Raw genomic sequence first — 14,174 nt, 5'->3', positions numbered from 1 at the left:
CCACTCAGGCGTGGGAGAATTCCCAGTAGAGTTCTCTTGCGCGAGCCGCGATCGGACCCGGCTGCAGGTCGCGTTCCTCGATCCGCTTGACCGGCGTTACCTTGCTGTAGTTCCCGGTCGAGAAGATCTCGTCGGCTTCCAGGAATTCGCCATAGTCCATGGTGCGCTCGAAAACGTCATAGCCAACGGACCGCAGCAGCTGAATAACGCGCTGACGGGTAATGCCGTTCAGGAAGGTGCCGTTGGGAACCGGCGTGTGTACCTTGCCTTCCTTGGCCATGAAGATATTGGCCGATGTCAGTTCAGCGACATTGCCCAGCATGTCGCGAACGACCGCGTTGTCGAAGCCGCGCCCTTTGGCCTCCAGCATCGCTCTCGCATTGTTGGGATAAAGGCAGCCGGCCTTGGCATTGACAGGCATGCATTCAACAGTCGGACGGCGGAATGGAGACAGCGTGATGCTCATCGCCGCATCCTTGGGTGCCATCGGCGCATCGAACAGGCACAGGCAGAACCGCGTGCTGTCCGGATCGCCCACGATCACCCCGGGTCCGTCACTTTCGACCCAGTACATGGGCTTGACGTAGATCTGCTGGTCACCACCGAATTTGGCACAGCCTTCCTTGGTGAGCTCGACCATTTCACCAACCTTCATGGTCGGCTTCATGCCCAGCGCCACGGCACTGTCGTTGACGCGTTTGCAGTGGAGATCGATGTCCGGCATCACACCTTCAAAGAAGCGGGCGCCGTCAAAAACGCTGGAACCGAGCCAGGAAGCATGTGTGCGCGGGCCCATGATCGGCGGATTGCCCTCGTGCCAAGTCCCGTCGATCCAGGTCCAGGTGTCACTCCATCCGCTCATGTCTCTTCCCTTTTCTGCGCTGCGGTTGTGCAGTCTGTCCGCCGAAACAACACCGCTCATCCCGGCAGGTCAATAGCTTACCGCGAAATTGAGGAAAGTTGCTGTCATTCTTCGCAAGATACGGTGAAATCAGGATAAAAATCACCAAAACACCCACTTGAGCGACATCAATTTTTCAAGTCGGGTTCTGCAATGACAAGATGTGGATCCCCTCACCGACCCCTGGCTTGGAAACAATGCCCCCGCCCTCGAACCATTGACTCTCGTCACACAAAGTTCACTATATGTTCCTGTGGCAATTTTGGGAGTTCAGGATGGAACAGCGCATTTCCGTGACGACGCTCGTGGTTGAAGACGTTGTCGAGGTACGCCGCTTCTTCGAAGACGGCCTGGGATGGCAGGTTCATTCCTCGCCGGGCCCCGAAGTGGTTTTTTTCCAGGTTCCCGGCAGTGTATTTGCCCTCTATGGCCGCGCCTCCCTGGAAGAGGAAATCGGACGCTCTGTCACCGGCAACCCCACCGGTGCGGTGACGCTCGCCTGGAACGGCAGGTCGGAAGCAGAGGTGGACACAAGCTTCCTGAAAGCGCTCGCCGCGGGCGCCCGATCGGTCAAGGAACCCCAGAAAGCCTTCTGGGGCGGGTATTCCTCTTACGTGGAAGTCCCCGGCGGTCACCTGCTCGAGATTGCCTATAACCCGTTCTGGCCGGTGGAAGAGGATGGCGCAATCACCCTGCCTCCAGTCCAATAGCAGGGCACAATTGTTGTATAAGTCCTGCCTGCGACCTTTGTCGCAGATAGCTGCGCTTGACGCAGGAGGCCGCAGGCTGTTCTCTTCCGCGGTTTCGTGAAAGGGCTTGGAGGTCTTGAAGATGGCGCATGCAGCTTACGTGTTCGATGCGTATGGAACCTTGTTCGATGTGCATGCCGCCGTCCGCAAACATGCGGAGAAGCTCGGACCGGATGCCCAGAGACTGTCGTCTCTCTGGCGGGAAAAGCAGCTTGAATATTCCTGGGTGCGCGCCCTCATGGGCAAGTATCTGGACTTCTGGGAACTGACCCAGCAAGGCCTGGACACCGCATTCGCCCTGGTGCCTTCCGCTGACAAGTCGTTGCGCGAAGATCTTCTCAGCGCCTATTGGGAACTTGATTGTTACCCGGAAGTGCCGCAGGTGCTGACCAACCTCAAGGCAACCGGCGCTAAAATCGCGATCCTGTCCAACGGATCTCCGGCCATGCTCGAAGCTGCCGCCAAGGCCGCCGGATTGACGGAACTTTTCGACGAGATCTTTTCCGTCGACGCGCTTCGAACCTTCAAGACCGATCCGCAGGTCTATGAAATGGTCACGACCCATTTCCGGATCTATCCGGAAGAGGTTTCCTTCCAGTCTTCAAACCGTTGGGATATTGCCGGTGCTACCGCATTCGGGTTCCGTACCGTGTGGATGAACCGGATGGGCATGCCTGACGAATATCCGGACCTTTCTCCCAAGGCGGTTCTGGCGGATCTGACAGGGCTCGCCACACTCGGCTGACCTGACACCACTTCCCTTCAGGAAGAGGAGACAGCGCTAGCTTTGTGTTTCTCTATTTTCAAAACAGTTCCGGCCATTTTTTCCAAAAAAGAAAAGATGTTTTGAGCGTCCGGCAAGGTTGCAGGATTCTGTAAGTGTAATATCCTTCCCTTGGTTGGGAGGAAAAGAAGAGCGACAGACTTCCTCGAGGTCATCCCGAACCAGTTACAAAACAACTGCTTAAGAACACAAACAGCTGGTTTGTCTCCGCGAAGAAGAAGGGGCGTTGAAACACTCCCCGCGCGAGCGCTCATTTGCTCCCAGACCTATTTGGGAGGATACCATGAAACAACTTACGACACGCAGGCAGGCCCTGCGGACGCTCGCAGGTGCCGGCACGGTCGGAGCAGCGACACTCGCTGCGCCGCATATCGCTTCGGCACAAGGCCAGACGACGACCTGGAAAATCCAGACGTCCTGGCCAGGCGGCGCCGGTTTGCAGATCTTCAAGGACTGGTGCGCAACTATTGCCGAAAAGACAGGCGGGGAGCTCGCCTTCCAGCCATTCGGCGCCAACGACGTCGTGGGCGATTTCCAGCTGTTCGACGCCGTCAAGAACGGCGTTCTGGACGCGGTCAACCCGTTCACGATCTATGCGCAGGGCATCATCCCCGCGGCCACCTTCCTGACGAGTTATCCGCTCGGTATGCGCAACCCGCACGAATGGGACGTGTTCTACTATTCCCTTGGCGGTCTCGAAATCGCCCGTGAACTCTACGCCGCACAGAACATGATGTTTGTCGGACCGGTGCATCACGGCCCCAACATCATCCATTCCAAAGTGCCGATCCGCTCCATCGATGACTTCCGCGGCCGCAAGATGCGCCTGCCGGGTGGCATGGTCGCCGAAGTCTTCACAGAGATCGGCGCGGAAACGACGGTGCTTCCGGGATCGGAGATTTTCCCCGCACTTGAAAAAGGCACCATCGACGTCGCCGATTATGTCGGTCCGGCGGTCAACTATGCCCTCGGCTTCAGCCAGGTCACCAAATACATCTCAATGGGCCCTCCGGGCTTCATGTCGCTGTATCAGCCGGTCGACCTTATGGACATCACCGTCGGCATGGATGCCTGGAATGCGCTCAGCCCGCAGATGCAGCAGTTCGTCGAGATGGAAACACACGTCTATTCCGACATGCACCATGCAGCCATCCAGAAGGCAGACCAGGAAGCCTGGGCGAAGTTCGAGGCCGACGGCACCGAAATCACCCGGCTCAGCCAGGACGATGTCGAACTGATGACCGAAGTCGCCGTTCCGATCTGGTTCAACTATGCGAACCGGGACAAGGACAGCGCGCGCCTCTTCAAGATTCAGCTCGACTACATGATGTCCGGTTCACTCGGCTACGTCACGCCGGAGCAGGTCGAAGGCCTCGAACTCGACCTCTGATCCCAGACGACGTCTCGGGAAACGGACCCGCGCGGCCAGCCGCGCGGGTCCTGTTCAACTCAACAGGGGCTTGTTTCCCCTGGGGAAGGGAGAGGCATGCCTCATCTGGACTTTACCCTGCCGCATTGGGCCTATTGGCTGGGGCTGATCATCTTTCCGCTGATCGCCGCTGCCCTTGCCAAGCGGCCGAAGCCGACTGAACGGCGCTACTCGCTGGTGCTCGGCTATTTCATTCTTGTCACCGGCGGCATCCTGGGCCTGCATCGGCTTTACCTGAAAAGCCTGATCGGGCTGGTCTATATCCCGGTCTTCGTGCTGATCCTCTACGCCAACGCGCAGAGCCAGGATGCGCGCGCGGTTGTCTCGGACATGGCCAACGCAGTGCGACAGGCGGAGCGGACGCTCGAGCGCGAAGGCGAAAGGGTGAAGACCGCAGAGGCCGATCTTCCTGCCTTGCGCCAAAAGCTCGCCGAGGCGGAAGCGCAGGCCGAAGAAGGCAGCTTTGCCAAGCGCCGCGCGGAACGGGATGTCCAGCGCGCCGAACAACGTGTCGAACAGGGCAAGACCCGGGTTGCCGAGGCCGAGGCAACTCTGGAGACCGCCCGCCCGGCTGCCGTAACAGCTCGCGAAACCCTCGATTTTTGGGGCAATGTTGCCAAGTACGCCTTCTGGCTCCTGCTTGCAGGTGTGGCGGTCGACGCACTCCTCCTGCCCCGGCTGGTTTCCAAAGCAAACGAAAACCTGCCACCGGACCCGGAACTCAGCGAGGCGGAAAAGAAGCTCAAGGAGCTGGAAGAAGCCGAGCGCAAGGACGATGCGGATCACGTCTCTTCCGGCTGGACCGGCTGGATTGACCGGCTCTCGCTCTACTGTGGCGAGTTTGTCAGCTACTGGGCGGTGATCGCCGTTCTTGTCTACTACTTCGAGGTCATGAGCCGCTACGTCTTCGGCAGCCCGACCAACTGGGCTCACGAGGCGATGTACCTCATGTTCGGCATGCAGTACCTGATCGCCGGTTCCTACGCCATGCTGACGGAATCCCACGTACGGGTCGATGTCTTCTATGCGCCGCTGTCGCCGCGCCGCAAGGCAATTGTCGATCTACTGACATCCGTCTTCTTCTTCATCTTCGCCGGCACCCTGCTGGTGACTTCGTGGATCTTCGCCTTCGATGCCATCGCGGTTCCCTCCGGCAACTCGCTGGTATCTGACTGGGCACGCGGTGAAATCGGCTTCAGCGATGTCGTTGCAAGCTGGAACCTGGCCCAATGGACCGATCCGAACATCCGCTGGGGCGAAATCAGCTTCAACGAATGGGAAGTGCCGCTCTGGCCAATGAAGTGGGTCATGGTGCTCGGCGGGTTGCTGCTGGTGCTCCAGGGAATTTCCAAATTCGCGCAGGACATCCGCGCAGTGATGGGCAGGGCTTGATCGATGGGACTTGAAATCGGAATCGAGTGGCTGACACTCATCATGTTCGGCTCGCTGCTGGTCCTCTTGATGGCAGGGCTGCCGCTGGCCTTCGTTACGGGAGGGCTCGCCTGTGTGTTCCTGTTCGTCCTGGGTGACGAGCGGGCGCTCAACATCGTGCCGTCGCGCATCTTTCCGCTGATGACCAACTACCAGCTATCGGCAATCCCGCTGTTTATATTCATGGCATCGATGCTGGAACGGGCTGGCATCATCAACGACATGTTCGATGTCATCTACAAGGTGCTTGGCGGCGTGAAGGGCGGCCTGGCGGCTGCCACCATCATCGCCTCCACCGTTCTGGCGGCCATGGTGGGTGTCATCGGGGCGGCTGTTGTCACGATGGGCATCATCGCCCTTCCCGCCATGCTGAAGCGAAACTACGACCCGAAGATCGCCATGGGCTCGATCATGGCCGGCGGAACGCTCGGCATCCTGATCCCGCCGTCGATCCTGGCAATCATCTACGCCGTCGTGGCCGAACAGTCCGTTGGTGAGCTCTTCATCGGCGCGGTCATTCCCGGCCTGCTGCTGTCCGGGCTCTACATCCTTTATGTGATCGTCAGCTGCATGATCGACCCCAGAAAAGGCCCGCCGATCCCGGAGGAAGAACGTATTCCGTTCAAGGAAAAGGTGCGGCTGCTGTCGAACATGTCTGCGCCGATCGCGCTGATCGTGATCGTGCTGGGCGTGATCTTCACCGGCGTCGCAACTCCGGTGGAAGCGGCCGGCATCGGCACCTTCGGCGCCATTGTCGTGGCCGCCATCCACCGCAATCTCGATTGGCAGACACTGCGCGAAGCCTCGCTGACCACCTTGAAGGCTTCGGCCATGGTGATCTGGATCATGTTCGGCGCGACCATCTTCGTTGGTCTCTATGTACTGGAAGGCGGTCAGCAGTTCGTGCAAGGCGCGCTGGAAGCCACCGGCCTCGGCCCATGGGGCATTCTGATCATCATGCAGATCGTGCTTGTCGTCCTGGGCATGTTCCTGGACTGGGTCGGCATCCTGCTCCTGTGCGTGCCGATCTTCGTGCCGATCATCAAGGCGCTCGGAGCAGCCTCCTTCGGGCTCGACAGCCCGGACGATCTGGTACTGTGGTTCGGTGTTCTCTATCTTGTGAACATGCAGATGAGCTTCCTGTCACCACCGTTCGGCTACGCACTCTTCTACCTGCGAGGCGTCGCTCCGGCGGACATTCCGATGACAGACATCTTCAAGTCTGCCCTGCCTTTTCTGGCGCTCCAGGTGCTTGGACTGGCATTGTGCATGCTGTTCCCCGGACTGATCACCTGGTTGCCGAACCTAGTCTACGGATAACAGAGCCAACAAAGACAAAGGGAAACGGCTGCGCTCAGTGGGAAAAGCGCAGCCGTTCCATGCTGCCGGACAAATGTGCCCGACAGGGTTGGCTTGTCAGGAGACAGATCAGAACGAACGGGAGAGCCCGATCATGAGCCGATGGTTACCGGCCGTCCGATCTACCTTCGCACCGCCATATCCGGCCTTCTCGTCCAGGATCCCGGTCATCGAGTAGTCCGCCCTGAGATGCCACGCATCCGTTACCGCAACCTCGACACCCCCGCCGATCACCGGACCAATCGAAACGGAGTTTCTCTCCGTCCCGTTCGCCTTGAGGCTGTGTTCTGTCGCAGCAATACCGAGGCTGAGATAAGGCATGACGTTGTTGATCGGCACGCCGACCCGGGCCTTGGCATTGATCGTCCACTTGGATCCTGTCTCGATGGTGCCCAGCGTCGGATGGTTGCCTTTTTCACGGCCGCCGAGATAGGCCGCACCGCCTTCGACACCCAAGACGAAGCGGGAAACTTCCCAGTTGTAGCCGCCGAAAAGACCGAACGCTGCGTCGACCCTTGAAAAATCCTTCGATCGCCCCCCTGATTTGACGTCTGTCACAGTCTGCGAAACACCTGCTTCAAAGCCGAGATAAGGCCCAGCCCAGAGCGACTGTGGCGCTTGCGAATAGACAGGAGCGTCAAAAGTCTCCAGATCGGCAGCACTCGCCCCAACGACAAGCACACCAAGAACGGCGCACAGAACCAGAGGCTCCAACAGCCAGTGGCTCCGCAGAACACGCCTGATCACACCGGGGCGTTGCCTGGAGCGACCGCGCCCGATGGCCGGTGGCGCACGAAAAACATAATTGGCAAAGGAACTTACCATCAGTGATCTCACTTCATGTATGACAATCTCATCGCATCACAAATTCAAAAAATTAATGTAAAACGATAATTTGAAAATTGATGGCAATAATTTTTTTGTCAATAGCAATGTTTTTGAATTTGTGTTTTCCCGACAGATGAACTAGATACGATGCCGCAATGACACGATGCGGAGTAACCGATGAGCGAACTTGAATGGGCGGAACGGGAGAAGCGACTGACGCGGATCCGGCGTGTATCCGCGTTCATGAAATGGGCTGTCACCATCATTCTGTTGATCCTGCTTGGTCTGGGCGTGGTCGTCACGATCGGTATCGCCCTGCCGAACGAGTTGATGATCGGTGCGCAAGAAACATTTGATGTCGCCGATACCGAACGCATGCTGGGTGACATTCCGCATGTGCAGCGCATCGGAATATCCATACTGGCAGCCATTGCCTTCAGTCTGCTGCTGGCGGTGGGCTGGAACATCCGCCAGGTCTTCAAGCGGTTTCAGAAGATGGAGTTCTTCTCGCCTAAGACGCTTGCAAACGTGTTTTCCTTCGGCATCTGGCTTATCGTGTTCGCGGTCTTCGACCTGATCAGCGATCCGATCGGCTCGGTCCTCCTGACCTATGACTTTCCCCCGGGCCAGCGCACCGTCGACATCAGTCTGGATGGTGGCGAGATCTTCTTTCTCGTCCTTGGTGCCTTGATGTTGCTGTTCGGCTGGATCCTTCGCGAGGCTGCGCTTATTGCAGACGAGAACCAGCAGTTCATTTGAGGTGGACCATGGAGCGTTGCGAATGCTGAACATCAATGGCGTTGCCTGTCTCCGGCAACTCGGCCTCATGCACGGTGGCACCGAGGTGGGCAGATGTCTTCAGCCTCCGCACCTTCTCTCAGCCTTTGCAAGCAACAAGGCTCCCGGTCATCCACGGCCAGTCGCGTTTGTACGCCGGAAGCTTTCACAAGAACAAAGGATTGTTGACGCCGTGGCTGATGGCAGTGAAATATCAGGCATGATTCTCGGGACACTCATGCTTTGCTCATCTCTCTCTTGCGTAAGGCCGTCCAGCTCGCAGAAGAAAATCGAAAAATAAGCAAGCGACAGCGCCGGGGGTCCCTTCATGCCCATCATCATTGAACTGGACGTAATGCTCGCCCGCAGGAAGATGCGGTCCAAGGAGCTTGCCGAACGCATTGGCATCACCGAGCAGAATGTTTCGCTGCTCAAGTCCGGAAAAGTGAAGGGTGTCCGTTTCGAGACCCTGGAAAAGATCTGCGACGTGCTCGACTGCCAACCCGGCGACATTCTGATTTACGAGCCCGAAAAAACTCCGGAAGATTAGACAGAAACACGCCGCCAGAACCACAAAAGTGCAGCCAAAGCCGTACCGATCCAGAGCAGTAGAACCAGGACTGCCGCCATTTTGCTGGCAGGCAGCTTTTCCGATCTCCTGTCAGCTTCCACCCGGCAGTCCTCCATCACCTGCGGTGGAATGAGCTTCACCACCAGGTAGATGCCGAGCGGCACGAGAAGCAGATCGTCGAGATATCCGATCACCGGAATGAAATCCGGAATCAGGTCAATGGGTGACAGAGCATAGGCTGCGGTTGCGATGGCCAGGGCCTTCACATACCAGGGAACCCTCGGATCCCTTCCAGCCAGATAAAGGGCATGGAGATCTCGCTTGATGCGCTTTGCCCAGGTCTTGATGGTGTCCTTCAGCATGTCAGCCCGCGTGAATTGGAAACAGTCCCTGCGACACGGCACGCCCTGGGTGGTGTCGGCCGGAAGGTCATCGGACCCGAAACACCTTCCAGTCCTGCGCAAGCTACGCTGCCTAGAACATCCTCCGTAATTTCAACAGGTCCGACGGAGCGAGCGGTCTTTAGCCATGACTCGATCAAATTCCCCCCTTGAAGGCAGGCCTGTGCCTGCAACAAGAGCGCGGCTGCGATCAGGCAAGCTGCTCAATCTCGACAGCACGCACCTGAGCGAATGCACGCTTTACGACCTTGAGAACGGCGACATCGGCATCGTCGTTCAGGACCCGGACCTGCCGGTGCCGGACCGGGTGCTGATCGATGACGACAAGGAACTGACCCGGGTCTTTACGGAAATCCGTTGGCGCATGGGTCCTTACCTCTTCGGCATGTACCTGGAACCACCGGTCCCGGTGAGCAAGTTCCAGGATACCTGACGACTGCCGACACGGGCCTTATTCAGCTGCTTCAGCGGAGCCATATCCCAATTGCTCGTTGAGTTTGCCGATCAAACCGATGGCCGCTTCCGCAATCACGGTTCCCGGTGGGAAGATCGCCGCTGCCCCGGACTTGTAGAGTTCGTCATAATCCTGCGGAGGCACGACACCGCCAACGACAATCATGATGTCTTCCCGGCCTTCTTCCGCCAGCGCCCGCCTCAGAGCCGGCACCAGTGTCAGATGGCCCGCCGCAAGCGATGACACGCCGACCACGTGAACATCGTTTTCGACCGCCTGGCGGGCAGCTTCTTCCGGGGTCTGGAACAAGGGCCCGATATCAACGTCGAAACCGAGATCGGCGAACGCCGAAGCAATCACCTTCTGACCGCGGTCGTGTCCGTCCTGCCCCATCTTGGCGACCAGGATACGTGGTCGGCGGCCATCGTTGTCTTCAAAGGCTTCCACCAGCTTCTGGACTTTCTCGATGGTTCCGGACATGGCTCCGGCCTCCCGTTTGTAGACACCGGCAATCGACTTGATCTCGGCCTTGTGCCGGTCGAACACCTTCTCCATTGCCAGGGAGATTTCACCCACGGTTGCCTTGGCCCGTGCGGCCTTGACCGAAAGATCCAGCAGATTGCCGTCACCGGATGCGGCACATTGGGTCAACGCTTCCAGGGCGGCCTGGGTCTCGGCCTCGTTGCGCTCTTCACGCAGGCGCTTGAGCTTGTCGATCTGGGCGGCGCGCACCTGGGCGTTGTCGACCTTCAGAACGTCGATCGCCTGTTCGCTTTCCGGCTTGAACTTGTTGACGCCCACCACGGTTTGCGCACCGCTGTCGATGCGCGCCTGTGTCTTGGCGGCTGCTTCCTCGATCCGCAGCTTCGGAATGCCCTTCTCGATGGCCTTCGCCATGCCGCCAAGCTCTTCCACTTCGCGGATGTGCGCCATGGCCTTCTCGGCAAGGTCTGCCGTCAGCTTCTCGACGTAATAGGAACCGCCCCAGGGATCGATCACCTGTGTCGTGCCGCTTTCCTGCTGCAGAAACAGCTGCGTGTTGCGGGCGATACGTGCGGAGAAATCGGTCGGCAGAGCCAGCGCCTCGTCCAGCGCATTCGTGTGCAGCGACTGCGTATGCCCCTGCGTTGCCGCCATGGCTTCCACACAGGTTCGAATGACGTTGTTGAAGACGTCCTGTGCCGTCAGTGACCAGCCGGAGGTCTGCGAATGGGTGCGCAGCGACAGGGATTTCGGGTTTTTCGGCTGGAAGTTTTCTTCCATCAGGGTCGCCCAAATCAGGCGCGCTGCACGCAGCTTGGCAACTTCCATGAAGAAGTTCATGCCGATCGCCCAGAAGAAGGACAGCCGCGGTGCGAACTGGTCGATGTCCATGCCGGCGGCGACACCGGCGCGGGCATATTCGATGCCGTCGGCAATCGTGTAGGCCAGCTCCAGATCCGCCGTCGCCCCCGCTTCCTGCATGTGGTAGCCGGAAATGGAGATTGAATTGAAGCGCGGCATGTTCTGGGACGTGTATTTGAAGATGTCCGAGATGATCCGCATGGAGTGCTTGGGCGGATAGATATAGGTGTTGCGGACCATGAACTCCTTCAGAATATCGTTCTGAATGGTGCCCGAGAGGTCCTTTTGCGCAACGCCCTGCTCTTCCGCTGCCACGATGTAAAGCGCCAGCACCGGCAGCACCGCGCCGTTCATGGTCATGGAGACGCTCATCTTGTCCAGCGGTATGCCGGAAAAGAGCGTACGCATGTCATAGATGGAATCGATCGCCACCCCTGCCATGCCGACATCACCCGAAACACGCGGATGATCGCTGTCGTAGCCGCGGTGCGTGGCAAGGTCGAAGGCCACCGAAAGGCCCTTCTGACCGGCGGCAAGGTTACGCCGGTAAAAGGCGTTTGAATCTTCGGCCGTTGAGAACCCGGCATACTGGCGCACTGTCCAGGGCTGCTGGACATACATCGTCGGGTAAGGACCGCGCAGAAACGGCGGCAGGCCCGGCCAGGTATCCAGATGTTTCAGTCCATCAAGATCCTGCGCCCCATAGACAGGCGGCACAACGATGTCTTCCGGCGTTTGCCAGCTCTCCTGCGAGCCGGCGTCCGCAGCCTTCACGACTTTCCGGAACGGCTTGTCAGCGAAATTCGGGATCCTGCTCATGATTGGACCTCCAGATCTTTCGGCTCGACCCCTTGTTGGGTCTCCAGCCGGTCAAATGCATCCTTCAAGAGTGCAAGCAGATCGCATCCGGCAAAGACGAAAGCGTCCACACCGGCTTTGCGATAGGCATCTTCCCGGTCTCCAGGGCGCCCTGCAAGGTAGAGGTAATCCACCCCTGCCGTTTTCAGGGCTTGAGCTGCCTCTTCCGCCTGCGCCTCGTAAACATCGTCCGTGGAGACGAGACAGGCAAGCATCGCCCCGCTTTGCCGGAAGGCCTCAACGAGATCTTCAAGAGAACCATAGACAGCCGGTCCGACGGGTTTCAACCCGCCCGCCGCAAAGGCGTTTGCCGTCCAGGTGGCTCTCGCCGAGAACTGGGCCAGACTGCCGAGAGACGCCAGGAATACCGCTGGCGTTGTCGACGCGGCCTGCTCGAAGGCTTCTGACCTGCTACGAAGCTGCTCGAAGGGCTCCGCTATCCGGGCCGTTTCCAGCTTCGGAAGGGAATAGTCGCGCGGCAGAAGGTCAAGCCGCATGCCCAGCTCGCTCAGGGGCACTCCCTGAAGGGCAAGCTTGCGCAGGGTCGCAAAGCGCTCGCCGTCTCCCGGTTCCGGCAGGTCCTCACGCGGTGCGCTCACGCCTGCGAGATCTTCCTTGCTCGACTTCAGCACCGCAACAGGCTTTTCAGCAAGGTCCGGGAACTCGCTTACGCCGGTGATCGGACGCTTTCTTGTGGCGATGTTCTTGGCAAGACCGGCCCTGGCAGCTCCGATACGATCATGCACGAGGCCCGTGCGCACCGCCTCGAACAGGCCACCGGCCGCCTCGATATCCTGGAAGAGGCTCCAGGCGGCCTCGCAAACTGTATCCGTCCGGTCTTCAATGGCGCCAGAGCCGGCGGCCGGATCGGTCACCTTCGCTAGGTTGCTTTCTTCCAGAAGGATAGACTGCGTATTGCGCGCCAGCCTGCGGGCAAAGCCGTCGGGCAAACCGACAGCCAGCGTATGCGGCAGGACACAGACACTGTCTGCACCACCGACACCGGCTGCAAAGGTTGCCACCGTGTTGCGCAGCAGATTGACCCAGGGATCACGGCGGGTCAGCATTCTGTAGGAAGTCGACATATGCAACGGCAGGGCCGCTTGCGGCAGTCCTGCACCGTCCAGTACCGACGCCCAGAGCGAGCGGATCGCGCGGGCCTTGGCGATCGTTCCGATCTGGTCGGCTTCCGCGATCAGGCTGAAGGAAATTCTGTCAGCCCATTGTTCGGGCGCCAGTCTCGTGCCTTCCAGCAAGCGCATGTGAGCTGTGGCGGAAGCCAGAACAAGCGCAAGCTCCTGCGCAGGCGTTGCCCCCGCTTCGTGCCATATGCGGCCATCGGCCTTCATTACCCGTGCCGGGCTGCCAAAATCATGCGCTGCGACCACCAGATCGCGGAAATGCCTGTAGGCGTTTTCCATGTCGGCAAGTGCGACACCATTGACTGCCACCCAGCCATAGGGATCGATCCCGGCGGTCAGGCGAACGCTTGCCGGATCGATCTTGCGCTTTTCGAGCAATGCCAGAATGGAGGCGAAAATTTCGACATTTTCCCGTCCCGCCTCAAAGCGCAGGTCAATCAGATCCAGTTCGACGTCTTTCAGGAGGCGGTCGACACCGGATAGATCGTCTACCCGGATGCCATTGCCGTATGATGCGGCAGCACCGCGGAAAACCAGGTCAAGGCCGCTCGCGCCACCCTCAAGATCTTCCAGAATTTGTGCGTTTGCGGCGGCAGGATCGGGAATGTCGATCCGCTGGACCACGGACCAGTCGCCTGCCGCAGCCCGAAGGGCGCGCGCCGGACTATCTGTCCTGCGCTCATAAAGCGGCGCGATATCCAGTCCATCTTCGGTTTTCCCGTAAAGCTTCTGCCGGGCACTCCCCTTCAGGGCCTTGTCGACGGCAGCCCACCAGGCCTCCGCGTCGGCAGAATAAAAACTTTCAGGTCCAGTAAAGCTGTTCGGCATCGCACGTACTCCCTGGCCCCGTTTTAGTCCCTGGGCCCGAAGCTTGGCAACTCAGCAGAATGGGTAAGGATTTGAAGTTCACAAGGTCTCGGACAGTTGAATCAGGTGAAACCGGGAGCCAGTTCCGACTTGCGATTCGCTCGTAGAATTAATTAGACGCGCAAAATAAAAATTTATCTACAAATTGCGTTTTTCGACTTACACTTACGAAGACGTTAAACACTTCTCAGAAAGACAATTTGGCCTCTTCTAGGCGCCAACTTGTCAATTTTTTGGCGGAATAAGCTAAATTTGCCAGTTTTCCCTATTGGTACGATC

General features: G+C 58.7%; 13 protein-coding genes. 8 read left to right on the top strand and 5 right to left on the bottom strand.

Annotated elements, in window-relative coordinates; translation table 11 throughout:
* Positions 1 to 4: 4 nt before the first annotated feature.
* A complete protein-coding gene (locus ACYQ6M_RS07315) occupies positions 5 to 862 on the bottom strand; it encodes a branched-chain amino acid aminotransferase (RefSeq protein WP_055656627.1) in 858 nt (285 codons plus the stop codon).
* A gap of 314 nt (positions 863 to 1,176) precedes the next feature.
* Here ACYQ6M_RS07315 and ACYQ6M_RS07310 point away from each other — a divergent pair, with 314 nt between their 5' ends.
* The 5 genes from ACYQ6M_RS07310 to ACYQ6M_RS07290 all read left to right on the top strand — a co-directional run bounded on the left by ACYQ6M_RS07310 (position 1,177) and on the right by ACYQ6M_RS07290 (position 6,614).
* Positions 1,177 to 1,611 carry a VOC family protein gene (locus tag ACYQ6M_RS07310; protein WP_460072985.1) on the top strand — a complete coding sequence of 145 codons (435 nt, stop codon included), beginning with the start codon at positions 1,177 to 1,179 and terminating at the stop codon, positions 1,609 to 1,611.
* A 121-nt stretch (positions 1,612 to 1,732) separates the two neighbouring features.
* On the top strand, positions 1,733 to 2,395 hold the full coding sequence (locus ACYQ6M_RS07305; protein ID WP_023000980.1) for a haloacid dehalogenase type II: 663 nt from the start codon (positions 1,733 to 1,735) through the stop codon (positions 2,393 to 2,395).
* A gap of 322 nt (positions 2,396 to 2,717) precedes the next feature.
* Positions 2,718 to 3,824, top strand: a complete 1,107-nt coding sequence (gene dctP, locus ACYQ6M_RS07300) for a TRAP transporter substrate-binding protein DctP (protein ID WP_023000978.1) — start codon at positions 2,718 to 2,720, stop codon at positions 3,822 to 3,824.
* Between the two features lie 96 nt (positions 3,825 to 3,920).
* The gene (locus ACYQ6M_RS07295) at positions 3,921 to 5,255 is read left to right on the top strand and encodes a TRAP transporter small permease subunit (RefSeq protein WP_023000977.1); all 1,335 of its coding nucleotides are present in this window, start codon (positions 3,921 to 3,923) and stop codon (positions 5,253 to 5,255) included.
* A gap of 3 nt (positions 5,256 to 5,258) precedes the next feature.
* Complete coding sequence (locus ACYQ6M_RS07290) at positions 5,259 to 6,614, top strand: TRAP transporter large permease (RefSeq protein WP_023000976.1); 1,356 nt, start codon at positions 5,259 to 5,261, stop codon at positions 6,612 to 6,614.
* Positions 6,615 to 6,722: 108 nt separating this feature from the next.
* Here the strand turns inward: ACYQ6M_RS07290 and ACYQ6M_RS07285 are convergent, their stop codons facing one another.
* Complete coding sequence (locus tag ACYQ6M_RS07285; RefSeq protein ID WP_168684074.1) at positions 6,723 to 7,478, bottom strand: outer membrane protein; 756 nt, start codon at positions 7,476 to 7,478, stop codon at positions 6,723 to 6,725.
* Between the two features lie 180 nt (positions 7,479 to 7,658).
* Between ACYQ6M_RS07285 and ACYQ6M_RS07280 the strand changes: the two genes are divergently transcribed.
* Together ACYQ6M_RS07280 and ACYQ6M_RS07275 are read left to right on the top strand one after the other, a co-directional pair.
* Positions 7,659 to 8,240 (top strand): DUF2975 domain-containing protein, encoded by a 582-nt coding sequence (locus tag ACYQ6M_RS07280; RefSeq protein ID WP_460072981.1) that lies wholly within the window; start codon positions 7,659 to 7,661, stop codon positions 8,238 to 8,240.
* Between the two features lie 346 nt (positions 8,241 to 8,586).
* Positions 8,587 to 8,808 (top strand): helix-turn-helix domain-containing protein, encoded by a 222-nt coding sequence (locus ACYQ6M_RS07275; protein ID WP_023000973.1) that lies wholly within the window; start codon positions 8,587 to 8,589, stop codon positions 8,806 to 8,808.
* Here the strand turns inward: ACYQ6M_RS07275 and ACYQ6M_RS07270 are convergent.
* Positions 8,805 to 9,191 (bottom strand): YkvA family protein, encoded by a 387-nt coding sequence (locus ACYQ6M_RS07270; protein ID WP_460072978.1) that lies wholly within the window; start codon positions 9,189 to 9,191, stop codon positions 8,805 to 8,807. The genes ACYQ6M_RS07275 and ACYQ6M_RS07270 overlap by 4 nt on opposite strands.
* A 202-nt stretch (positions 9,192 to 9,393) precedes the next feature.
* On the opposite strand from ACYQ6M_RS07270, the gene ACYQ6M_RS07265 reads away from it, so the two are divergent.
* Positions 9,394 to 9,663 carry a hypothetical protein gene (locus ACYQ6M_RS07265; RefSeq protein WP_077292599.1) on the top strand — a complete coding sequence of 90 codons (270 nt, stop codon included), beginning with the start codon at positions 9,394 to 9,396 and terminating at the stop codon, positions 9,661 to 9,663.
* Between the two features lie 18 nt (positions 9,664 to 9,681).
* Here ACYQ6M_RS07265 and scpA read toward each other — a convergent pair whose 3' ends face one another.
* Both scpA and ACYQ6M_RS07255 read right to left on the bottom strand, forming a co-directional pair.
* Complete coding sequence (gene scpA, locus ACYQ6M_RS07260; protein ID WP_023000970.1) at positions 9,682 to 11,847, bottom strand: methylmalonyl-CoA mutase; 2,166 nt, start codon at positions 11,845 to 11,847, stop codon at positions 9,682 to 9,684.
* Positions 11,844 to 13,856, bottom strand: a complete 2,013-nt coding sequence (locus ACYQ6M_RS07255) for a methylmalonyl-CoA mutase family protein (RefSeq protein ID WP_460072975.1) — start codon at positions 13,854 to 13,856, stop codon at positions 11,844 to 11,846. Before ACYQ6M_RS07255 ends, scpA begins: the two co-directional genes overlap by 4 nt.
* Positions 13,857 to 14,174 lie beyond the last annotated feature (318 nt).

This window comes from Roseibium sp. ROS1 (assembly GCF_054658215.1).
Note: the sequence above shows the minus strand (reverse complement) of the source record. Positions and strands in the feature narration are given on the sequence as shown.

Coding starts and splice junctions, on each gene's coding strand:
- ACYQ6M_RS07315 (WP_055656627.1), bottom strand. CDS start 862: ATGAGCGGATGGAGTGACACCTGGACCTGGATCGACGGGACTTGGCAC.
- ACYQ6M_RS07310 (WP_460072985.1), top strand. CDS start 1,177: ATGGAACAGCGCATTTCCGTGACGACGCTCGTGGTTGAAGACGTTGTC.
- ACYQ6M_RS07305 (WP_023000980.1), top strand. CDS start 1,733: ATGGCGCATGCAGCTTACGTGTTCGATGCGTATGGAACCTTGTTCGAT.
- dctP (WP_023000978.1), top strand. CDS start 2,718: ATGAAACAACTTACGACACGCAGGCAGGCCCTGCGGACGCTCGCAGGT.
- ACYQ6M_RS07295 (WP_023000977.1), top strand. CDS start 3,921: ATGCCTCATCTGGACTTTACCCTGCCGCATTGGGCCTATTGGCTGGGG.
- ACYQ6M_RS07290 (WP_023000976.1), top strand. CDS start 5,259: ATGGGACTTGAAATCGGAATCGAGTGGCTGACACTCATCATGTTCGGC.
- ACYQ6M_RS07285 (WP_168684074.1), bottom strand. CDS start 7,478: ATGGTAAGTTCCTTTGCCAATTATGTTTTTCGTGCGCCACCGGCCATC.
- ACYQ6M_RS07280 (WP_460072981.1), top strand. CDS start 7,659: ATGAGCGAACTTGAATGGGCGGAACGGGAGAAGCGACTGACGCGGATC.
- ACYQ6M_RS07275 (WP_023000973.1), top strand. CDS start 8,587: ATGCCCATCATCATTGAACTGGACGTAATGCTCGCCCGCAGGAAGATG.
- ACYQ6M_RS07270 (WP_460072978.1), bottom strand. CDS start 9,191: ATGCTGAAGGACACCATCAAGACCTGGGCAAAGCGCATCAAGCGAGAT.
- scpA (WP_023000970.1), bottom strand. CDS start 11,847: ATGAGCAGGATCCCGAATTTCGCTGACAAGCCGTTCCGGAAAGTCGTG.
- ACYQ6M_RS07255 (WP_460072975.1), bottom strand. CDS start 13,856: ATGCCGAACAGCTTTACTGGACCTGAAAGTTTTTATTCTGCCGACGCG.